At 64.0% G+C, this 20521-nt stretch carries 18 protein-coding genes, 1 tRNA gene, 1 pseudogene and 2 riboswitches; of the genes and pseudogenes, 9 read left to right on the top strand and 11 right to left on the bottom strand.

The window, feature by feature from the left end; translation table 11 throughout:
• Nucleotide 1 precedes the first annotated feature (1 nt).
• From C8J36_RS04380 to pcsA, 4 genes are all read right to left on the bottom strand, one after another.
• Entirely contained in the window at nt 2-1099 is a 1098-nt protein-coding gene (locus C8J36_RS04380; protein ID WP_132532878.1) for an ABC transporter permease, read from the bottom strand.
• Nucleotides 1089-2675 (bottom strand): ABC transporter ATP-binding protein, encoded by a 1587-nt coding sequence (locus tag C8J36_RS04375; protein WP_132533056.1) that lies wholly within the window; start codon nt 2673-2675, stop codon nt 1089-1091. Before C8J36_RS04375 ends, C8J36_RS04380 begins: the two co-directional genes overlap by 11 nt.
• Nucleotides 2676-2737: 62 nt before the next feature.
• Nucleotides 2738-3712 (bottom strand): quinone oxidoreductase, encoded by a 975-nt coding sequence (locus C8J36_RS04370; protein ID WP_062593093.1) that lies wholly within the window; start codon nt 3710-3712, stop codon nt 2738-2740.
• A gap of 10 nt (nt 3713-3722) precedes the next feature.
• Nucleotides 3723-4448, bottom strand: a complete 726-nt coding sequence (gene pcsA / locus C8J36_RS04365; protein ID WP_062593091.1) for a phosphatidylcholine synthase — start codon at nt 4446-4448, stop codon at nt 3723-3725.
• A gap of 402 nt (nt 4449-4850) precedes the next feature.
• On the opposite strand from pcsA, the gene C8J36_RS04360 reads away from it, so the two are divergent.
• Nucleotides 4851-6053, top strand: coding sequence for a UbiH/UbiF family hydroxylase (locus tag C8J36_RS04360; protein WP_132532876.1), 1203 nt, complete (start codon nt 4851-4853; stop codon nt 6051-6053).
• Here C8J36_RS04360 and C8J36_RS04355 read toward each other — a convergent pair.
• Nucleotides 6021-7016: an AEC family transporter gene (locus C8J36_RS04355; RefSeq protein ID WP_132532874.1), complete on the bottom strand. Its 996-nt coding sequence runs from the start codon at nt 7014-7016 to the stop codon at nt 6021-6023. The two genes, C8J36_RS04360 and C8J36_RS04355, sit on opposite strands and share 33 nt — an antisense overlap.
• A 30-nt stretch (nt 7017-7046) precedes the next feature.
• Nucleotides 7047-7793 carry a cytochrome c biogenesis CcdA family protein gene (locus tag C8J36_RS04350; protein ID WP_132532872.1) on the bottom strand — a complete coding sequence of 249 codons (747 nt, stop codon included), beginning with the start codon at nt 7791-7793 and terminating at the stop codon, nt 7047-7049.
• A gap of 360 nt (nt 7794-8153) precedes the next feature.
• On the opposite strand from C8J36_RS04350, the gene C8J36_RS04345 reads away from it, so the two are divergent.
• The 3 genes from C8J36_RS04345 (at nt 8154) to C8J36_RS25600 (ending at nt 9277) form a co-directional block, all read left to right on the top strand.
• Nucleotides 8154-8229, top strand: a tRNA-Lys gene (locus tag C8J36_RS04345).
• A 332-nt stretch (nt 8230-8561) separates the two neighbouring features.
• A complete protein-coding gene (locus C8J36_RS24765) occupies nt 8562-8702 on the top strand; it encodes a hypothetical protein (protein WP_165914941.1) in 141 nt (46 codons plus the stop codon).
• Nucleotides 8703-9142: 440 nt separating this feature from the next.
• Complete coding sequence (locus C8J36_RS25600; protein WP_277995949.1) at nt 9143-9277, top strand: hypothetical protein; 135 nt, start codon at nt 9143-9145, stop codon at nt 9275-9277.
• Nucleotides 9278-9322: 45 nt separating this feature from the next.
• Here the strand turns inward: C8J36_RS25600 and C8J36_RS04340 are convergent, their stop codons facing one another.
• Nucleotides 9323-9682: a DUF4189 domain-containing protein gene (locus C8J36_RS04340; RefSeq protein ID WP_082476910.1), complete on the bottom strand. Its 360-nt coding sequence runs from the start codon at nt 9680-9682 to the stop codon at nt 9323-9325.
• 273 nt (nt 9683-9955) lie between these two features.
• Here C8J36_RS04340 and C8J36_RS04335 point away from each other — a divergent pair, with 273 nt between their 5' ends.
• Entirely contained in the window at nt 9956-10135 is a 180-nt protein-coding gene (locus C8J36_RS04335; protein WP_132532870.1) for a DUF1508 domain-containing protein, read from the top strand.
• Nucleotides 10136-10244: 109 nt separating this feature from the next.
• Here C8J36_RS04335 and C8J36_RS04330 read toward each other — a convergent pair whose 3' ends face one another.
• A complete protein-coding gene (locus C8J36_RS04330; protein ID WP_132532868.1) occupies nt 10245-11273 on the bottom strand; it encodes a murein L,D-transpeptidase family protein in 1029 nt (342 codons plus the stop codon).
• A gap of 175 nt (nt 11274-11448) precedes the next feature.
• On the opposite strand from C8J36_RS04330, the gene C8J36_RS04325 reads away from it, so the two are divergent.
• Nucleotides 11449-12567 (top strand): mechanosensitive ion channel family protein, encoded by a 1119-nt coding sequence (locus C8J36_RS04325; protein ID WP_132532866.1) that lies wholly within the window; start codon nt 11449-11451, stop codon nt 12565-12567.
• Nucleotides 12568-12577: 10 nt separating this feature from the next.
• On the opposite strand, the pseudogene C8J36_RS04320 reads toward C8J36_RS04325, so the two are convergent.
• Nucleotides 12578-12970: pseudogene (locus C8J36_RS04320) on the bottom strand (copper chaperone PCu(A)C); the annotation flags it as partial.
• 289 nt (nt 12971-13259) lie between these two features.
• A riboswitch (glycine riboswitch) is annotated at nt 13260-13344 on the top strand.
• Nucleotides 13345-13347: 3 nt separating this feature from the next.
• A riboswitch (glycine riboswitch) is annotated at nt 13348-13422 on the top strand.
• A gap of 83 nt (nt 13423-13505) precedes the next feature.
• On the opposite strand from C8J36_RS04320, the gene gcvT reads away from it, so the two are divergent.
• The 3 genes from gcvT to gcvP are packed head-to-tail and all read left to right on the top strand — an operon-like array spanning nt 13506 to nt 17902.
• Nucleotides 13506-14642, top strand: a complete 1137-nt coding sequence (gene gcvT, locus C8J36_RS04315) for a glycine cleavage system aminomethyltransferase GcvT (protein ID WP_245506457.1) — start codon at nt 13506-13508, stop codon at nt 14640-14642.
• A gap of 15 nt (nt 14643-14657) precedes the next feature.
• Nucleotides 14658-15020 carry a glycine cleavage system protein GcvH gene (gene gcvH / locus C8J36_RS04310; RefSeq protein WP_062473564.1) on the top strand — a complete coding sequence of 121 codons (363 nt, stop codon included), beginning with the start codon at nt 14658-14660 and terminating at the stop codon, nt 15018-15020.
• An 11-nt stretch (nt 15021-15031) separates the two neighbouring features.
• Nucleotides 15032-17902 (top strand): aminomethyl-transferring glycine dehydrogenase, encoded by a 2871-nt coding sequence (gene gcvP, locus C8J36_RS04305; protein ID WP_132533054.1) that lies wholly within the window; start codon nt 15032-15034, stop codon nt 17900-17902.
• Nucleotides 17903-18016: 114 nt separating this feature from the next.
• On the opposite strand, the gene C8J36_RS04300 is transcribed toward gcvP, so the two are convergent.
• Both C8J36_RS04300 and sufA read right to left on the bottom strand, forming a co-directional pair.
• Nucleotides 18017-19849, bottom strand: coding sequence for a PAS domain S-box protein (locus C8J36_RS04300; RefSeq protein ID WP_132532859.1), 1833 nt, complete (start codon nt 19847-19849; stop codon nt 18017-18019).
• Nucleotides 19850-20048: 199 nt separating this feature from the next.
• Nucleotides 20049-20441 carry a Fe-S cluster assembly scaffold SufA gene (gene sufA / locus C8J36_RS04295; protein ID WP_132532857.1) on the bottom strand — a complete coding sequence of 131 codons (393 nt, stop codon included), beginning with the start codon at nt 20439-20441 and terminating at the stop codon, nt 20049-20051.
• Nucleotides 20442-20521 lie beyond the last annotated feature (80 nt).

The following is a 20521-nucleotide window of genomic DNA, read 5'->3' as shown; positions in this document are numbered from 1 at the left end:
ATCAGTGCGCTCCCTCGGCCGACGATCCACCTGTTATCTGCCGCCAGACGATCCTCACGCGATACTGAATCAGCGTGTCGCAGGAGAGCACGAAGAACAGCAACAGACCCTGGAACACCCGCACGACCTTGTCGGACAGGCTGAGCGAGATCTGCGCCGCCTCGCCGCCAAGATAGGTGAGGCCGAGAACGAGCCCGGCAACGATGATCGCCAGCGGGTTCAACCGGCCGAGAAAGGCGACGATGATGGCGGTGAACCCATAGCCGGGCGAGATCACCGGCTGCAGCTTGCCGATGGCGCCGGAGACTTCGGAAATGCCGGCGAGCCCGGCAAAGGCGCCCGAAAGCAGCATCGAAAACCAGATCATCCGGCGCGAAGAGAAGCCGGCGAAGCGCCCTGCCCGCTCCGACTGGCCGAGCACCGTGATTTCGAAGCCCTTGAGCGTGAAGCGCATCATGAACCAGATGGCGAGCGCCGCGACGATGGCGAAGGCGAAGCCGTAATTCGCCCGGCCCGAGGCGAGCATCTCCGGCAGAATCGCTTCCGGCGCGAATTCGCGCGTCACGGGAAAATTGAACCCGCCGGGGTCGCGCCACGGGCCCCGCACGAGCCAATCGAGAAACAATTGTGCGACATAGACGAGCATCAGGCTCGTCAGGATCTCGTTCGTGTTCATGCGTGCCTTGAGAAAGGCCGGGATCGCGGCATAGAGCCCACCGCCGATCATGCCCATGACGAGCATCAGCGGCAGGACGAGAGCCGAATGCCATTCGTGGAACACGACGGGAATGATGGAGCCCGCCACGGCTCCCATGATGAACTGGCCCTCGGCGCCGATATTCCAGTTGTTGGACCGGTAGCAGACCGAAAGGCCGATAGCGATGAGGATCAGCGGTGCTGCCTTGATGGCAAGTTCGTGCAGCGACCAGACCTCGGTCAGCGGCTCGATGAAGAAGCTGTACAGCGCGAGGCCGGGGTCCTTGCCGAGAATCACGAACATGATCGCCCCGGCGACGATCGTCAGGCCCAGTGCGATCACCGGGGAGAGGAAGGCATAGAGAAGCGAGACCTTCGGTCGTTTTTCAAGCTCAATGCGCATGGGGTGTCTCTTTCACGGTCGCGGCAGCGGCGGCCTCGGACACGGTCGTCCCATGCATGCCCCCCATCAGCAGTCCGATCTTTTCGCGCGAGAGAGCCGCGGCCGGATAGAGATCGGAGAGCTTGCCTTCATTGATCACGGCGATTTCGGTGGCGACCTCGAAGATCTCGTCGAGATCCTGGCTGATGATCAGCACGGCCGATCCTGCCTTCGCCAGATCGACCAGCGCCTGGCGGATGCGGCTGGCGGCACCGGCATCCACGCCCCAGGTCGGCTGGTTGACGACGAGCACCGAGGGCTGACGGTCGAGTTCGCGTCCGACGATGAATTTCTGCAGGTTGCCGCCGGAGAGCGAGCCAGCGGGTGGATCCTCCCCGCTCTTGCGCACGTCCATCGCCTCGGAAATACGCTTTGCGGCCCGCTTGACAGCACCGCTGCGGATCAGCCCAAGCGCACCGCCGCCCAGGAACGCCTTGCGGTCCGAATAGTAGCGGGCGAGCACGAGATTGTCCGACAGCGGCAGGGCCGAGACCGCCGCATGTCCGTGACGTTCCTCCGGCACGAAGCCGGCGCCGAGCGCACGCCGCTGATTGATGCCCTGCCGTCCGACCGGTTTCTCGCGGATGAAGACGGCGTCGTTGTCAGCCGTCGGGTATTCGCCGGACAAGGCATCGAACAACTCGCCCTGCCCGTTCCCGGCAACGCCCGCGATCGCCAGCACCTCGCCGGCATGCACTTTCAGACAGATATCCTTGAGTGAGACGGCGAAGGGTGTGCGGGCCGCAGCTTTAAGATGCCGGGCTTCCAGTTGCACCCGGCCCTTGGTCGATGTCCCGGCCGCGCTGACATGCGCCACGTCGCTGCCCACCATCATGCGGGCGAGCGAGGCCGGCGTCTCCTGCCGCGGATCGCAGGCGCCGGTCACCTTGCCATGGCGCAGAACGGTCGCGCGGTCGCAAATGCGCTGCACCTCCTCCAGCCGGTGGCTGATATAGAGAACGGAACGCCCCTCGGCCTTGAGCTTTGCCAGCGTTTCGAACAGCCGGTCGGCCTCCTGCGGCGTCAGCACGGAGGTCGGCTCGTCGAGAATGATCAGCTGCGGGTTCTGCAGCAGCGCCCGGACGATCTCGATCCGCTGGCGCTCTCCGACCGAGAGATCGGCCACATGCGCCTTCGGATCGAGCGGCAGGCCGTAGCTGACCGAAAGGGCGGCGGCCTCGTCCGAAATTTTGCTCAGCGAGATGCCCGGATCCATCGAAAGGGCGATGTTCTCGGCGACCGTCAGCGCCTCGAACAGGGAGAAATGCTGGAACACCATACCGATGCCGAGGCGGCGCGCGGCGCTTGGGCTCGAGATGCGCACCGGCTGGCCCCGCCACGCGATCTGCCCGCTTGTGGGGCCGAGAACCCCGAACAGCATCTTGACGAGCGTCGACTTGCCCGCACCGTTTTCGCCAAGGAGAGCATGGATCTCACCAGGCCGGATATCGAGATCGATCCCGTCGCAGGCGGCGAATGTGCCGAACGTCTTCGTCAGCTTGTTGACCGACAGCAAGGTGCTGTCAGCTCCAGGCATTGCAACTGCCACGCCGTTCCTCTCCTCTCAAGCCGCGGATACCCAGGCGCCGTTCCGGCGTCTCAGGGAATCAGCAAAGTTGTTCCGCTCGTCTTTCTGGCTTCCAGATCCGCATGCGCCTTGCCGGCATCGTCAAGAGCATAGGTCTGGTTGATGTTGATCCGCACTTTGCCGCTCTGCACGACATCGAACAGCGCGTTCGCACAGGCCTCCAGCTGGGGCCGCGTCGAGGTATATGAATAGAGTGTCGGCCGAGTTGCAAACAGCGACCCCTTCTGGGAGAGGACGCCGATATTGAAGGCTTCGACGGCGCCCGACGAATTTCCGAAACTGACCCAGAGACCGCGCGGTTTCAGGCAGTCGAGCGAGGCGGGATAGGTGTCCTTGCCGACGGAATCATAGACCACATCGACACCCTTGCCGTGGGTGATGTCCTTGACCCGCGCCACGAAATCGTCTGTGCGGTAGTCGATCACATGGTCGTAGCCGTGCTCCAGCGCCATCGCGATCTTCTCGGGCGAGCCCGCCGTGCCGATGACCGTCGCACCCAGGGCCTTTGCCCACTGCCCGGCAATCTGCCCGACACCGCCGGCGGCGGCATGGAAAAGGAGAACCGTTCCGGGACCGACCGGAAACGTCTGGTTGAGGAGGTACTGCGCGGTCATGCCCTTGAGCATCATCGCGGCGGCCGTTTCCAGCGGAATATCGTCCGGCACCTTGATCAGCAACTGCTCGTCGATGTTGCGCTCGCTCGAATAGGCTCCATCGGCGCCGGCATAGGCGACCCTGTCGCCCGGGGAAAACAGCGAGACGCCATCGCCCACGGCCGTCACGATCCCCGCACCTTCCTTGCCCGGAATGAAGGGCAGGCTCGCCGCCTTGTAGAGACCGGTGCGGAAGTAGACGTCGATGAAATTGACGCCGATCGCCTCCTGCCGGATCTGCACCTCGCCGCGCGAGGGCGGCGGAACGGTCACGCCCTCGATCTTCAGGACGTCAGGACCGCCAAGCTCGCGGATCATGATTGCTCTTGCCATGGCCTGTTCCTTATTCGCGTCCGAGTTTGGGGAAGATCTGCAGGATGAAACCGATGACGTAGAGATAGACGCCGGTGCCGACAACGCCCCAGACCACCCAGGCGGGCGTCTCGAAATGCATCAGGAGCGCATAGGCACTCAGCACCGACCAGGCGGTGAAGACCGCAAGGTTGAGCGGCCGAAGCCGGCGCACGCGCACCGGATGGAGAAAGCTGATCGGCATGAAGGTGAGGAACACCGAGACGAAGACAACGATGGATGCGGCAAGCTCGCTCGCCTTCACGACGAAGAGCGTGAACACGACCATGTTCCAGACGACCGGGAAGCCGGAGAAGAAGTACTCGTCGGTCTTCATGCCCATGTCGGCATAGTAGATGGCGCTGGACATGACGATCGCCCCCGCCGCGACAAACGACCAGGGTTCGCCGATCATGCCGCTCTGGTAGAGCGCGAAGGCCGGCAAGAGAACGTAGGTGACGTAGTCGATGACGTTGTCGAGCGTGTCGCCCGACCAGTTCGGCAGAACCTCCTTGACCCGGACCTTGCGGGCGATCGGGCCGTCGATGCCATCGACGGCGAGCGCCAGCCCCAGCCACCAGAACATGTCGACGAAGCGATGCTCCGCCGCGGCGACGACGCCGAGGAAGGCCAGGAACGAACCGGACGCCGTGAGAACATGGACCGAAAAGGCCCGAATCTCGGCATAGGGAACCGGCTTGTAGTTAAAGAACTTCATCGGCAGACGAATCCTGTGCTGGCGCTACGCGTAAACTCGGTGGGCGACCCGAACATGGGAAAGGTCACGCCGCACCGCCTCTTCCGCCGCGACCTTGTCGCTGCCGCCGCGACCGTGTCGCCGCCAGCATGTCGGTAATATGCATCGTTTGCCACGCCCTGCCAGCAAAAACAGGCGATTGCCGAGCACCGATCGTAATCCTCTGTGGACATATCCGCCCCCTGCGGCAATGGCAACCATTCCAAAACGACGGCGCCGGCGCTAGATGTGGGCGTGTGTGGGGTCGACACTGGCGCTGCCGGGCCGCAAAGCCTTGAGGACCGCCAGCACAGGACCCCTGCGCGAGACGACCGTGCGGCGGCACGGCAAGCGGCGGAAACGGCGGCGGAAGAGGACCGAATCATGGATCATTACGACATCGCCATCGTCGGTGCCGGCCTTGCCGGGGCGCTGGCGGCACTCGCCCTTTCCCGTGACGGACGCAGCGTCGCCCTCGTGGCCCCCGCCGCCCCGCATGATCGACGCACGACCGCCCTGATGGACGAGGCGATCGGCTTCCTCGGAACGCTTGGCCTCGGCGAGGATGTCACGGCGCTTGGAGCGCCGCTCGCGACGCTGCGCATCATCGACGGGACGGATCGCCTCCTCCGAGCGCCCGTCGTCACCTTCCGAGCCGCAGAAATCGGGCTGGAGGCCTTCGGCTACAATCTTCCGAATGCACCCCTCCTCGATCGTCTGAACGAGCGAATCGCGGAGGCGCCGTCCATTGCACGCATCGAGGCACGGCTCGAAAGCCTGGCCGAAGATGCGACGATCTGCACGCTGAGATTGGCCGACGGTCGCGCGCTGACGGCATCTCTGGTGATCGGCGCCGATGGACGACGCTCGCTGGTTCGCGAGGCCCGCGGCATTGGGACCCGCAACTGGCGCTATCCCCAGACGGCGGTCGTGCTCAATTTCGCCCATGAACGCCCGCACGAAAACATTTCGACCGAGTTCCACACGCAGCAGGGCCCTTTCACGCAGGTCCCACTCCCCGGCAAACGCTCGAGCCTCGTCTGGGTGATGACCCCGGAGCAGGCGGCCGAGATGGTGACGCGGGAGCCGGCCGCTCTGTCGAGCGCGGTGGAAGAGCGGATGCAGTCCATGCTCGGCAAGGTCGCCGTGGACACCGAACCACAGGCTTTCCCGCTCTCCGGCATGGCCGCCACGCATTTCGGCAGAGGGCGGGTCATTCTCGTCGGCGAGGCCGCGCATGCGTTTCCGCCCATCGGCGCGCAGGGCTTGAACCTCAGCCTGCGCGATGTGATGACTCTCGTGTCCATGCTGGCGGAGCGGCCGGCCATCCCCGGGGATATCGGCGATCGCTACGACCGGCGCCGCCGTGCCGACATCCTCAGCCGGACGGTCAGCGTCGATCTGCTGAACCGCTCGTTGCTCACCGGCTTCCTGCCGGTGCAGATGCTGCGCACGGGCGGGCTCCAGGCCCTCTCGTCGGCCGGTGCCCTGCGCAGCCTTGTCATGCAGGAAGGCCTGCGGCCCGGCAGCGCGATCCGGACCATGTTCGGCGGGTTACGGGAAAAGATCGGCAGGCACCCCGCCTGATCCGATCAGATAGAGAAGTGCGGTGACGCTCAGCATCGACAGCGCCGTCGTGACGAGGATGGTGGCGGAAGCCCGCTCCTGCCAGACGCCGTACTGTTCGGCGATCACGAAAACATTCGTCGCCGTGGGAAGGGCCGCGAGCAGAACGGCCGCCTGCACCCAGATCGGGTCGAAATTGCCGATGGCGCTCAGGACGAGATACATCACGGCCGGGTGCAGCAGGAGCTTTACCGGAACGATATAGCTCAGTTCCACCGGCACCCGCTTCAGCGGTCTGAGCCCGAGCGTCACCCCCATGGCGAACAGCGCACAGGGCGCCGCCGTCGGCGCCAAAGCCTCGATCAGCCGCCGGATCGCGAGCGGCGGCTGCAGCTGGAATGCAGCGGCGCCGACGCCGATGACGGTCGCCAGAATGAAGGGATGCAGCAGGATCTTGCGCAGGACGGAAAAGGCGAGCCTTGCCGGGTTCTGCTTCTCGCTCCCCGCAATCGCCATCAGCGCCGGCGCCGTGATGAAATGCGCAACGTTCTCGACGGAGAAGATCAGCGCCACCGGCACAGCCGCCCGCTCTCCGAGGGCCAGAAGCGCAAGCCCCGGCCCCATATAGCCGATATTGCCATAGGCGCCAGCGAGCCCCTGCACCGTGGCTTCGGCCATGGACGTGCGGCGCAGCCACAGCGCGACGACGAACAGCAGGGTGAAGATGGAATAGGTCGCGGCGACGTCGGCGAGGATGAAATCGAATCGGGTCAATTCATGGATCGGCGTGCGGGAGATGAGCGTGAAGAAGAGCGAGGGCAGAGCGAGATAGAGAATATAGGCATTGAGCCACGCCATGCCTTCGAGGCCCGGCTTTGCCGAACCAGCCGCCCCCGTCGATCGCCGGCCGAGGAGATAAGCGGCGCCATAGCCGAGAAGAATGAGGCCGAAGAACGGTGCGACGAGGCTGAAGATATCGCTCATGTCATGATCCCGAAAGGGTGCCTGCCCGTCTCAACCGATCTGCATCAGCACCGGAAACGTCTGCTGGAACCAGATGGAAACGGTGCTGACCAGACCGAACAGAAAGGCAAGGCCGGTGACGATGAGAAGCACGCCCATGATCTTCTCGACCAGCCCGAGATGCCGGCGAAAGCGCGACAGGAACCCCATGAAGGCGCCCGAGAACGCGGCCGCGATCCAGAACGGAATGGCAAGGCCGAGCGAGTAGACGGCGAGAAGCGAGGCCCCCTCCGACACCGTGTCGCGCGCCGCGGCGACGCCGAGGATGGTCCCGAGCACCGGCCCGATGCAGGGCGTCCAGCCGAAACCGAAGGCGAGACCCATGATATAGGCGCCCGACAAGGTCGCCGGCTTGCCGCCGCCCTGGAAGCGGGCTTCGCGTCCGAGCAGGCCGATGCGCAGCAGCCCGAGAAAGTGCAGGCCCATGATGATCACCACGATGCCACCGATCCGCGAGAGCAGATCCATATGCTGGCGAAGCAGCAGCCCGACCGATGATGCGCCGATCCCCAGCGAGATGAAGACGGTGGAAAAGCCGAGCGTGAAGAGAAGCGCCGACGGCAGAACGGCCCGGCGCGTCGCCACGGCCGCCTGTCCGTTGCCGCCGCGAAACTGATCGACCGAAACCCCCGCCATGTAGCAGAGATAGGGCGGCACCAGGGGCAGCACGCAGGGCGACAGGAACGACAGTGCCCCGGCCAGCACCGCGGTCCAGATCGAGATATCGGCAATCGACACAGTCCGTCCCTTCGAAACCCTCGGGCCGCGGGGTTCGGCGCCACATATCCGCCCACCCCGCTTCGCCCACTCGCTTGACGCCTGTGTTATCGCGCGATGCCGCTCCCAGCAATGGCGCCTGACGTCGCATGTGAAGCCTGCGGTCGCTCGTGACGGACGCAATGCCGAACCTCGCCGGGCCGCAAAGGCCGCCATCCCGGCAGCCTCCTGTCGATCGTCCCTGCCGAGGCTGACCGTTGATCACGGAACCGCGTTTGCCCGTTGAGAATTACGCTGACGACGGAATTATGGGTTGACCGCAACCGCACGCCTATGCATATCTCCGCCAACTTTCGCCGGGCAAAACACCGACCGGCGCGGGAGCGCGTAGCTCAGTTGGTAGAGCAACGGACTTTTAATCTGTAGGTCCAGGGTTCGAATCCCTGCGCGCTCACCACCACTTTTTCCTATGTCCGACATTGTCGATGACGTCCGTCCCGAGTATTTCCGAAATCATGTCGGCGCGGATCTTGGCTGTCCGGTCCGTCCATGAATGGGAGAACCGTCGGGTCGTGAGGACGAGGTGAAAGCGGGACTCGACGTTACGTTTACGGCGATCCCGACAGGGCGTCCGTCCTCGAACACGTGACGTCATCAGCGTCCAGGGAATTGCGGCGTGAGCCCGCAGCTTGACCACGTCGGAACCGTCTTCAGGAAAATCCGGAAGCGGAACGAAACGGCATATTCCTAGTTGAAGCGGCGAAAGCGGGCTTTGACGGGAGAGATGTAATGCTGGATGCATGGAGACGACGGGGCCGAAAGGGCGCCGGACTGGACGATTACCAGGCGTTCATGCTGCGCGAGCTTCTGTTCTGGCTTGTCGGCGTTCCCGTTCCGATCGCGATGGTGATCGGCATGTTCGTCCTTTAGGCGACGAAAGACGTCAAGGACCGTTCTGTCGCCTTCGTTGCAACGCTCTCAAGCGGCGATGGTCAGCGCAAAAAACATCAGGAACGAGACGGCGCAGAGCGCCGCGATGACGACGATCAGCTCCTTCATCATGAAATCATACATGGTGCACCACCCTTTCTCGGCATGAGATGTATGATCGACATCCGTCAACGCAAGGGCTCACGCCCAGAGCCGCGCGCACCCTTTCGTGACCGCAACGGCCCGGATCGCGCATGCCGCACAGGCCTGGCTGCAGAGGAGACAGCTAGCGGACAGTTTCTCCCGGCATAGTCCTATCTGCGTCGAGGCCCATCTCCGGATGTCCGCTGGCGCGCTTATGTGTAAGACCTTGGAGTGCATGCCGCGACGACGCCTGTATCGCGCCATGCCCTTCCATCGACCGAGTGGACGCTGCAACGATGAAACCGACCTCCCTGCCCCTTGGCGTGATCCTGATTGCGTGCCTCGTTGCGACGGTTCTGACGATCGTCCTCGTGCCGCACCGGGGCGCCGCAGCACCCCGCGCCAATATCGAGTCCGTCCATCGGCTTTGATGGACACTGTCCTTCAGGCCATGTCCGGCACCCGTGCTGCCGGCGTCATTGGCAATCGGAGACGACGATCTCGCAATTCGGGCACTCGTCCGTCGCCATCTTTTCCGCCGCTTTCACGGTCGAGCCATAGCCGATGCCGTAGTTGACGCGGTCGCCGGCATAGGCGCCGCAGCGCTCGAACCAGACGGCCACCGTACACGCGTCGTTTCCGGCCGACTCGCACTCCCGCACGGCATTGCGCTCGGCTTCCTGGCGCGAACCTCCCCATCCCATGCCATATCCCGCCTCGCTGGCCGCCGTGCCTTGCGAATCGTTGACCGCAATCGCCCCGAAGGCGAAGGCGGACGAGACCGGACCGGCGACGAGGACGGTCGTTGCAATGGCCATGCGCAAAAATGTTTTCATGGATCTCCCCCGAGACAACCCTCTGGACGACCGTTCAGGTGGACGTCCAGCGTCCCCGCGGCAATCGCAGGGCCCCCGACGAAAAGCTACAGGACGTCGCGCGAGCCCACAATCGGTGGACCCCGGTCATCGGTCATTTTATGTGCGCGATAGCTAATGCTGTTGGTTAACGAGGAGGATGTTCTTCACGCCTCAACCTTCCCGAGCAGGCGATTGGTAGAGAAGAAGCCGCGGGTTACCTAAAAGATCATCGTCACGAACAGGGAGATGACGATGGCAGAATGCAGGGACGCAAACGGAGACACGTGGGAGATCTATTCGTCGAACGGCTGGCGCTGGCGGCGGACGGCGAGCAACTGCGTTATCGTCGGTGCATCGAGCGAGAGCTACGTCAACAAGTCGGATTGCGTCGCGAACGCACAGCGCAACGGCATGACGTGCAACCCTGTGTGAAAGCGGCGGGTGACTGACGCGCTGAAAGGCGTCGGACGAACCGGAGGTGAAGAGAGTCGGCGCCAGATCGGCGCCGGCCGTCATCCTACTCGCCGGCTTACTTGCCAGTCTACTTTCCGGCAAACGGATCGGCGAGGGCGGCCTCCGGACGGCTGATCGGGTACTTCGTGCCCGAAACTTTCGCCGCCATGTTCTTTGCGCCCGCCTGCTTCAGAAGCGTGCGGAACACCGGATGCATGCCGCCATCGACATAGGCGCTCATGGAAGAGGCGATCGGAACCGGCCCGCCGATCAGCGCATCGATCGCGCGATTCTCGTCCGCGATCTTTGCCAATGCCTGCGGCTCGATCCCCGGAGTTGCCTCCGGGCACGGCGCCAGCGGGTCCGTCGGCTCGCCGTTCAGGAAATTCCTGTCGAAGACATAGCGACCGCCGCACGCCGAGACCTTCGGCTGCCGCCGGGTGACCTCGAACGCGTCGTAGCCCTCCTTCAGGACGCGCCAGAAGGCGAGATTGGCATCGCCGCGATGCGCCGCCATGTTCGCAGCCGTCATGCGGAAGGGATAGGCCTGAACCTGAAAGCTCTCCTGATCGCCGTCGAGCGCCTTTGCGACGATCGCGTAGATCTCGCCGACGCCCTGATCGGTCATGGCGTAGCAGCCTGAGGACGAACAGGCGCCGTGCACCATCAGCGCTTCGCCCGTGTAGCCGAGCGCACTCTCGAGACGGTTGGGATAGCCCAGATTGAACGAAACGTAGAATTGCGAGTTCGGATTGAGCATGCCCTTGGTGACATGGTAAAAACCTTCCGGCGCATGCCGGTCGCCCGATTTGCGCTTCGGGCCAAGGTCGCCGGACCAGCGGCAGATCGGGTAACTCTTCAACAGCGCGTATTTGCCGCTGCGATCGACCTTCCAGATTTCCAGTTCGCTTTCCTGCTTGAAGATGCGCACCAGCACGGGGCTTTCGGCCTTCATGCCCCTCCGGGCCATCTCCGCCATCACCTTCGAAGACAGTTTTGGCGGCGCATCCGTCATGTCGAGCGCCATGCAGCCGCTCAACGCGATGCCCAACGCGGCGATCGCAGCGGTCTGGACGCAGGCCCGGCGAAGGGCTTTCAGGCTCGGAAATGCTGGCATAAGGCCTCTATCGATGACAATCGCGACGAAGTTGTGTCTGATCGGGGCCTGAAGCGCCCGATCCAGACACTCAGCTTTACAGGGTTAATCTTTCCTGAACCCGGTCGGGAAGGTCGCACCCCGAAAAAAGGGAGACGGGGCTGGATTATGCTGCACTGCACACTACCCTTCTCGCATGAGCGATCTGATCACATGGCTTGACCAATCTTTGCGCTGGGTGCCGGCCTGGGCGGTCAGCATCGTCCTGCTCGCGCTGCTGTTCGGCATCGGGGTCTTTTCCCATAGGGTCCTGTTCGAGATCGCAACACGGATCGCCGCGAAATACGATCTGTTCTGGCGGTCTTTCGTCGCGCGTTCGGAGCGTCCGACACGTCTCCTCGCCATCATGATCGCTCTCTCCTTCGGCGTGTCGATGGCGCCTCTGACCGACAATCAGGCCGAGACGCTGCACCATATCCTGCTGCTCGGCTTCATCCTCGTCGTCGCCTGGATCGCAAAGGTCACCCTGCATATCTGGACGACCGTCTATTTGCGCCGGTTCAAACTGGACGCGGAAGACAATCTCCTGGCGCGCAAGCATGTGACCCAGTCGCGGATCATGGAGCGCATCGCCGGCTTCGTCATCATCATCCTCGGCGTCGCCGCCTGCCTGATGACGTTCCCGGCCGTGCAGCAATATGGGGTGAGCCTGCTGGCCTCGGCGGGTGTCGCGGGCATCGTGCTCGGTCTCGCTTTGCAGCCTGTCCTCAAAAACCTCTTCGCGGGCATCCAGCTCGCGATCACCCAGCCCATCCGGCTCGACGACGCGCTTCTGATCGAAGGCGAATGGGGCAATGTGGAGGAGATCACCGCGACCTATGTCGTCGTCAAGATATGGGACTGGCGCCGCCTCGTCCTGCCGCTGAGCTATTTTATCGAAAAACCGTTCCAGAACTGGACGCGCGAGACCGCCGCCCTGATCGGCACGGTGATGGTCTATCTCGACTATAGTGTTCCGGTGGAGGCCATCCGCAAGGAGGCCGAAAAGATCGCGGCCGCATCCCCTCTCTGGGATGGGCAGGTCATCAATATCGCGGTGACGGATCTGAAACCCGAGACGGTCGAGATCCGCATCCTCTGCTCTGCCGCCAATGCCGCACGGGCCTTCGACCTGCGCTGCGAGATGCGCGAGAAGATCATCGGCTTTATCGCAGAGACATATCCAAGCGCCCTGCCCCACCTCCGGGCCGAGCTCAAGACGGCCGAAACGACCGGCAACATCGCAGTCAGCGCGCCCCGGCGTGCGCAGGCGTGAGGCAAGCGCGTCACTTCGCTGCGAGCGTGCCCACCGGAAGCGCGTAGGTGACCTTTCCTGCGGTCTCGAACTGCAGCGTCAACGGGATCGTGTCGCCCTGGCGAAACGGCTTTGCGACATCCATGAACATCAGATGCAGCCCGCCGCCGGCAAGCGTCACCGTCTGGCCGGCCGGAACCGGGATGCCGTCGAGCTTGCGCATGCGCATCACGTCGTTTTCCATCGTCATTTCGTGCAGCTCGACGCGGCCGGCGGCCGGGCTCTCCACGGAGACGAGCCTGTCGGCGGACGGACCCGCATTGACGATGGTCAGTCCTCCGCCACCGACCTTCGCCCCGGGGGGCATCGGCTTTGCCGTCCCGCCGGACAGCGTCAGCGCGCCCACCACGACCTGTTCGCCCGCGACCGCCGTCTCTGCGGACGTGGCCGGAAGAACGGCAAAGGCCAAGGGCGTCATGACCGAGAGGGCAGCCAGAAGGGTCTTCATCGAAGGCATATCGTCGTCTCCGTGGGCGCCCGCAGGGTGGCGGGCGGTTCGATCCTTCCTATCGCGGGCTCAGGATAAAGCAAGGATACAGACCGGCGGGATGCCGGCCGCCGCCCCGATTCTCCGCCATGCCAGCGGCGACGAAAATCTTGGTCGTTGCGACATTTTCCGCTTGCCAAGGATGGGCGATCCTTCTTATCTGAAGGCGATCTTGTTGGGAGAATCCAGCTTCGAGCTGGTGCCGAAGGAGCAACCGCCCCGGAAACTCTCAGGCCCACGAACCAGCAGGATGCCGGCAGGACTCTGGAGAGAAGCATTTCGCTCGCCGAAGGGATAACAATCTCAGGCACAGGAACAGAGGGGGCTCAATCGACGGCACGACTCCGTGCGCGTTGACACGAGCCGGCGCATGGCGCCAACCTGGAGACCGGATTTGGACGATCACACCGCCTTGAACGACGCCGCGTTGAAGCAAACGCCCTTGAACGCCCTGCATGTGGAACTGGGCGCCCGCATGGTCCCCTTCGCCGGCTACGACATGCCGGTGCAGTACCCCGCGGGCGTGCTGAAAGAGCATCTGCACACCCGCGCCGCCGCCGGCCTGTTCGATGTGTCCCACATGGGTCAGGTCGAACTGCGCGCCGCATCGGGCACGCTGGAAGACGCCGCTCTGGCGCTTGAAAGTCTCGTGCCCGTCGATGTGCTCGGCATCGCCGAGGGCCGTCAGCGTTATGCGCTGTTCACCGACGACACGGGCGGCATCCTCGACGACCTGATGATCGCGCGGCTTGCCGACCGGTTCCTCATCGTCGTCAACGCGGCCTGCAAGGACGCCGATTTCGCGCATCTGAAGGCGCATCTCGGCGATCGTTTCGAGCTGACATTGCTCGACGACCGCGCATTGCTCGCTCTGCAGGGACCGCGTGCGCAGGATGTTCTGGCCGAACTCTGGGCCGATGTCGCCGCCATGCGCTTCATGGATGTGGCCGAGGCGCTGATCCACGATGTTCCCTGCATCATTTCCCGCTCCGGCTATACCGGCGAAGACGGGTTCGAGATCTCCGTGCCGGCCGACAAGGCCGAGGATATCGCCCGCCGGCTGCTCGATCACCCCGACGTCCTGCCGATCGGCCTCGGTGCCCGTGACTCGCTGCGCCTCGAAGCCGGTCTCTGCCTCTACGGCAACGACATCGACACGACGACCTGTCCGATCGAAGCCGCGCTCGAATGGGCCATCCAGAAATCGCGCCGCACGGGCGGTGCCCGCAGCGGCGGCTTTCCGGGCGCGCAGTCCATTCTGGATGCAATGACGAATGGCGCGGCCATCCGCCGCGTCGGCCTGAAGCCGGAGGGCAAGGCACCGGTGCGCGGCGGCGCGACGCTCTATGCCGATGCGACCGGCACGACGGAAGTCGGCAAGGTCACCTCGGGAAGCTTCGGCCCGACCGTCGGCCATCCCGTCGCCATGGGCTATGTCGACACCCCGCTCGCGACGCCCGGAACCACTGTCTTTGCGGAACTGCGCGGCAAGTACATTGCCATGACCGTTTCCACCCTTCCCTTCATCACCCCCACTTACAAGCGCTGATCAGGAGCCGATCCCATGCTGAAATTCACCGACGAACATGAGTGGCTGCAGATCGACGGCGACATCGCCACGGTCGGCATCACCAAGCACGCCGCCGACCAGCTCGGCGACCTCGTCTTCGTGGAGCTTCCCGAAGACGGCACGGCGCTGACGAAGGGCGAAAGTGCCGCGACCGTGGAATCCGTCAAGGCCGCGTCCGACGTGTATTGTCCGCTGGACGGCGAGATCGTCGAGACCAACCCGGCCATCGTCGAAGATCCCGCGCTCGTCAACGGCGATCCCCAGGGCGCCGGCTGGTTCTTCAAGCTGAAACTCTCCGACCCCTCGGCCGCCAATGCGCTGCTCGACGAGGACGCCTATAAGGAGCTGATTGCCTGATGACGACGCCTGTGACCACGCCGGCCGATTTCACCTTCACGGATTATCAGCCCTACGATTTCGCCAACCGCCGCCATATCGGCCCCTCGCCGTCCGAAATGGACGCGATGCTGAAGGTGATCGGCTATCCCACCCTCGACGCCCTGATCGACGATACCGTTCCGGCGTCCATTCGCCAGAAGGCGCCGCTCGCCTGGGGCGCGGCGCTCACCGAACGCGAAGCGCTCGATACGCTGCGCGAAACGGCGAACATGAACAAGCCGCTCGTCTCACTGATCGGCCAGGGCTATTACGGCACCATCACGCCGCCGGTCGTCCAGCGCAATATCCTGGAAAACCCCGCCTGGTACACGGCCTACACGCCCTACCAGCCGGAAATCAGCCAGGGTCGCCTGGAAGCCCTGCTGAACTACCAGACCATGGTCTGCGACCTCACCGGCCTCGACGTCGCCAACTCCTCGCTGCTGGACGAAGCGACGGCGGCCGCCGAAGCCATGGCCATGGCGGAGCGCGTCTCGAAGTCCAAGCAGAAGACCTTCTTCGTGGATGAGAACTGCCACCCGCAGACCATCGCGCTCTTGCAGACCCGGGCCGAGCCGCTCGGCTGGACGATCCTCGTCGGCAATCCGTTCGAGGACCTGCAGTCGGCCGACGTCTTCGGTGCGATCTTCCAGTATCCCGGCACCTACGGCCATGTCAGCGACTTCACCGGCCTGATCTCGCGCCTGCACCAGACCGGCGCGATCGCCGTCGTCGCGGCCGATCCCATGGCGCTTGCTCTGTTGAAATCGCCCGGCGAAATGGGTGCCGACATCGCCATCGGTTCGACCCAGCGTTTTGGCGTTCCCGTCGGTTACGGCGGCCCGCATGCCGCCTACATGGCCGTCAAGGACACGCATAAGCGCTCCATGCCCGGGCGCCTCGTCGGCGTCTCGGTCGACAGCCGCGGCAACCGGGCCTATCGCCTGTCGCTGCAGACGCGCGAGCAGCACATCCGCCGTGAAAAGGCGACCTCCAACATCTGCACCGCGCAGGTGCTGCTCGCCGTGATGGCATCAATGTATGCCGTCTTCCACGGCCCCGAAGGCATCAAGGCGATCGCCCAGAGCATCCACCAGAAGACGGTGCGGCTTGCCAAGGGCCTCGAGGCACTCGGTTACGAGGTCGAGCCGGAAACCTTCTTCGACACGATCACGGTCGAGGTCGGCAAGCTGCAATCCGTCATCATGAAGGCGGCCGTGGCGGAAGGCGTCAATCTGCGCAAGATCGGCGAGACCCGCATCGGTATCAGCCTGGACGAGCGGTCGCGTCCGATCACGCTGCAATCCGTCTGGCGCGCCTTCGGTGGCGATTTCCAGGTGGCGCAGTTCGAGCCGGATTACCGCCTGCCCTCGTCGCTTCTGCGGCGCAGCGCCTATCTCACCCACCCGATCTTCCACATGAACCGGGCGGAAAGCGAGATGACCCGCTACATCCGCCGGCTGTCCGATCGCGACCTCGCGCTCGACCGCGCGATGATTCCGCTCGGCTCCTGCACGATGAAGCTGAATGCGACGGCGGAAATGCTGCCGATCACCTGGCCGGAATTTGCCGAGATCCATCCCTTCGTTCCCGCTGATCAGGCGCTCGGCTACAAGGCGATGATCGACGATCTCTCCGAGAAGCTCTGCGCCGTCACCGGCTACGATGCGATTTCCATGCAGCCGAACTCCGGTGCGCAGGGCGAATATGCCGGCCTGCTCACGATCCGCGCCTACCACCTCGCCAACGATGAGGGCCATCGCGACATCTGCCTCATCCCGACCTCCGCCCACGGCACCAATCCCGCCTCGGCACAGATGGTCGGAATGAAGGTCGTCGTCGTCAAGGTCAGCGCGAATGGTGATATCGATATGGACGATTTCCGTGCAAAAGCAGAGCAGTATGCCGATACGCTCGCCTGCTGCATGATCACCTATCCCTCGACGCACGGCGTGTTCGAAGAGAGCGTGCGCGAGGTCTGCGAGATCGTCCACAAGCATGGCGGTCAGGTCTATCTCGACGGCGCCAACATGAACGCCATGGTCGGCCTGTCCCGTCCGGGCGACATCGGCTCCGACGTCAGCCATCTCAACCTGCACAAGACCTTCTGCATCCCGCATGGCGGCGGCGGTCCGGGCATGGGGCCGATCGGCGTCAAGGCGCACCTCGCGCCCTACCTCCCGCGCGACCCGTCCAATCCGGACAGTGCCGGCACGGGTGCTGTTTCGGCTGCTCCCTTCGGCTCGGCATCCATCCTGCCGATTTCCTGGAGCTACTGCCTGATGATGGGTGGCGAAGGCCTGACGCAGGCGACCAAGGTCGCCATCCTCAACGCCAACTACATCGCCGCCCGGCTGAAGGGCGCCTATGACGTGCTCTACAAGTCGGCCAAGGGACGTGTCGCCCATGAATGCATCATCGACACGCGCCCGCTGGCCGAAAGTGCCGGTGTCACCGTCGACGATGTCGCCAAGCGCCTGATCGATTGCGGCTTCCACGCCCCGACCATGAGCTGGCCCGTGGCCGGCACGCTGATGGTCGAGCCGACGGAATCGGAGACCAAGGCCGAGATCGACCGCTTCTGCGACGCGATGCTGGCCATCCGCGAGGAAGCCCGCGCCGTCGAGGACGGCCGTCTCGACCGGACGAACAACCCGCTGAAGAACGCCCCGCACACGGTCGAAGACCTCGTCGGCGACTGGGATCGTCCCTATTCGCGCGAACAGGCCTGCTTCCCGCCCGGCGCCTTCCGGGTCGACAAGTACTGGTCGCCCGTCAACCGCGTCGACAACGTCTATGGCGACCGCAATCTGGTCTGCACCTGCCCGCCGCTCGAGGACTACGCCGAAGCCGCGGAATAGGACGCTCGCGGCGCCGCTTCCAGAAAGCGGCGCCGCGTCTTGCCCTAGACAAGGAATGACGTGTGCCTCATTCTCCGTCGCCCGTCCGCTAAGGGCGGCGTCTCGAGCGATATCTCAGGCAGAGGGCAGGCTAACGATGAAGCGGGCGCCCGTCCGATAGTCCGGGTCGAGCACGATCGTGCCACCATGGCTTTCGGCGATCCGTCTGGCGAGCGACAATCCGACGCCGGTTCCGGGATAGATGTCCTCGTTGCGGTGAAGCCGCTGGAAGATGTCGAAGATCCGATCGGCGTGCCGGGGATCGATGCCGACGCCATTGTCCGGAAACGCGATGTGGACGAGGCCACCCTCGCGCCACCCGTTGACGGTGAGTTCCGGCGTCACGCCTGCCCGGCGATATTTGATCGCGTTTCCGATGATGTTCTGGAACAGGCGCTTCAGAAGTTCGGCGTCGCCGATCACGTCCGGCAGGTCCTCGACCGTCACCCGTGCGCCGCTTTCCTCGATGTGGCTCTGCAAATTGCCCAGCGCGTCCTCGACGACGTCACGCAGCGCCACACGCTGGGGGCTGAAGATACGATCCGCGATCCGCGCATAGTCGAGCAGGCTATCGACCAGCTGGATCAGGCGCCGAGATTTTTCGCGCAGCTTGGACGCATAATCCGCAACATTGCCAAGATCGTTCGCCGCGATATCGTCGGCGATCATGTCGGCGAACATCGAGATCTGCCGCATCGGTGCCTTGAGGTCGTGGGAAACGCTGCTCGTGAACTGTCCAAGGGCTTCGTTCTTGCGTTGCAGCTCGAAACTCTGCTCGGCGATCCGCATCTGCTGCTGTTTCATCTCCGTGATATCGCGCCCCACGGTGACATATTCGCTGAGCTCCTTGCCCTCGAAGACGGCAAGGTTCGACCAGAGGATCCAGACATCGTCGCCCCCCGCCGTCCTGCGACGTTGTTCCCGCGTCGTTGCCGGCGCCTCCGGCGTCAACCCGAAAAGGATTTCCGCCAGCGGGTCGTCCTTAGCGATGAAATCGCGGCAGCGCCGCCCCACGACCTCATCCTGAGACAAGCCGATCAGAGCGGCAAAACGCTGGTTGACGAAGGTGTAGGTCAGATCCGGCGCGAGGCGGGTGATGAGATCGGGTATGGTTTCCACCAGCGTCGCATAATCCTGCCGCTGACGCTCCAGCGCCATTTCGATGCGCTTGAGATCGGTGACGTCGACGCGGATGGCGACGGTGTTGCCGTCGGCCGTGAGTGTGTTTTCGGCCCGCAGCCAGCGGCCATTGTTGTAGGAGAAGATCTCGGCCTTGCCATCGGCGCGTCGGAAAAGGTCGATCTGGCGCCGCACCCACGCCTTGGCTTCCGGAGAGCCCGATGGCGCCGGCGCCATGCCCTCTCCCGATGCGATGTCCAGCGCGATCTCGGCCACCGGCATGCCGATCCGCAGGCGCTCTCCGACAGGACCGAGCAGCGCGCGGTAGGCCCGGTTGCAGAGCAGCAGCCGTTCGTCCTTGTCGTAGATCGCAATCCCCTCGGCGATGACGTCGAGCGCGGTATCGACGGCGCGGGAAGACGACGCCATGTCCGGCAGTTCCTGATCAGGCAGCTCGGGGCGATCAGCGGTGGAGATGATGCGGATAAGACGCCCCTCTGCCTCCGCCTCGCCGCCAACGGCAATGGCTCGCGTTCTCCCCGCAAAACGGGAGCCGTCCGCGCGCGTGTAGTGGACGGAGCCCGAGCCTGCGCTGATCCCCTGCGCCTCGGAGACACGATGCAGCAAAACGGAAAAGGGTTGGCCGACCGGGAAAGCGAGTTCGAAGCCAAAAAGGATCGATGCGGCCGGATTTGCCGAGAGGATCACGCCCGCACGGTCCGTCACGACAACGGCGTCGGCAAGGTCGTTGTAGAGCGCCTCGAGAATGGTCCGGTCCGGGATCGGCAAGTGCAGCCTCTGCAGCTTTGATGGGCGAGGCGCGAGAGAGAAAACGTGACGCCGCGCCGGTTTACGATCGGCCCGGGATCATACGGAAAACCAATGCGGAGGCCAGTGCATCGCGGAAGCAAAGATGTCGCGAAAAATGACGATAACGCTGCAAGGCTCGGTCCAAGGCGTCCCGGACCGCCGCGTCATAAGGCGCCGCTCAGCTGACCCGAACGATGGCATCGCCTTTGGCGGCGAGTGCGGCGAGGTCCGCGGGCTTCAGTTCGACCGATTCGCCGCAACCGCAAGCCGATGTCTGGTTCGGATTGTTGAAGGTGAAGCCGGAGCGCATCTTCGTCACCTCGAAATCCATGCGGGTGCCGAGAAGATAGAGAACGGCCTCCGGCGCGACCCAGACACGGGCGCCGGCATGCTCGATCAGGTCGTCCTTCGCCTTCGGTTCGGTCACGAGATCGACGGCATATTCCATGCCGGCGCAGCCGCCCTTCTTGATGGAGAGCCGGATGCCCTTCGTGTCGCCGCCCGCATTCTCGACGATGGCGTTGACGCGCTGCGCAGCCGCGTCGGACAGGCTCATGACCGCAAAACCCATGGGAAGTCTCCTTGCAACAACCGGGTTCAAGGCCCGGTGCTTCGGATGTAAACGTGCTTCGGATGTGAATGTAAGACCCT

The organism is Rhizobium sp. PP-F2F-G48, assembly GCF_004342335.1.
Lineage (GTDB): Bacteria > Pseudomonadota > Alphaproteobacteria > Rhizobiales > Rhizobiaceae > Ferranicluibacter.
Note: the sequence above shows the minus strand (reverse complement) of the source record. Positions and strands in the feature narration are given on the sequence as shown.

Bases quoted from the DNA above. Each gene is read 5' to 3' on its own strand.
- C8J36_RS04380 (WP_132532878.1), bottom strand. From the start codon at position 1,099: ATGCGCATTGAGCTTGAAAAACGACCGAAGGTCTCGCTTCTCTATGCC.
- C8J36_RS04375 (WP_132533056.1), bottom strand. From the start codon at position 2,675: ATGCCTGGAGCTGACAGCACCTTGCTGTCGGTCAACAAGCTGACGAAG.
- C8J36_RS04370 (WP_062593093.1), bottom strand. From the start codon at position 3,712: ATGGCAAGAGCAATCATGATCCGCGAGCTTGGCGGTCCTGACGTCCTG.
- pcsA (WP_062593091.1), bottom strand. From the start codon at position 4,448: ATGAAGTTCTTTAACTACAAGCCGGTTCCCTATGCCGAGATTCGGGCC.
- C8J36_RS04360 (WP_132532876.1), top strand. From the start codon at position 4,851: ATGGATCATTACGACATCGCCATCGTCGGTGCCGGCCTTGCCGGGGCG.
- C8J36_RS04355 (WP_132532874.1), bottom strand. From the start codon at position 7,016: ATGAGCGATATCTTCAGCCTCGTCGCACCGTTCTTCGGCCTCATTCTT.
- C8J36_RS24765 (WP_165914941.1), top strand. From the start codon at position 8,562: ATGCTGGATGCATGGAGACGACGGGGCCGAAAGGGCGCCGGACTGGAC.
- C8J36_RS25600 (WP_277995949.1), top strand. From the start codon at position 9,143: ATGAAACCGACCTCCCTGCCCCTTGGCGTGATCCTGATTGCGTGCCTC.
- C8J36_RS04340 (WP_082476910.1), bottom strand. From the start codon at position 9,682: ATGAAAACATTTTTGCGCATGGCCATTGCAACGACCGTCCTCGTCGCC.
- C8J36_RS04335 (WP_132532870.1), top strand. From the start codon at position 9,956: ATGGCAGAATGCAGGGACGCAAACGGAGACACGTGGGAGATCTATTCG.
- C8J36_RS04330 (WP_132532868.1), bottom strand. From the start codon at position 11,273: ATGCCAGCATTTCCGAGCCTGAAAGCCCTTCGCCGGGCCTGCGTCCAG.
- C8J36_RS04325 (WP_132532866.1), top strand. From the start codon at position 11,449: ATGAGCGATCTGATCACATGGCTTGACCAATCTTTGCGCTGGGTGCCG.
- gcvH (WP_062473564.1), top strand. From the start codon at position 14,658: ATGCTGAAATTCACCGACGAACATGAGTGGCTGCAGATCGACGGCGAC.
- sufA (WP_132532857.1), bottom strand. From the start codon at position 20,441: ATGGGTTTTGCGGTCATGAGCCTGTCCGACGCGGCTGCGCAGCGCGTC.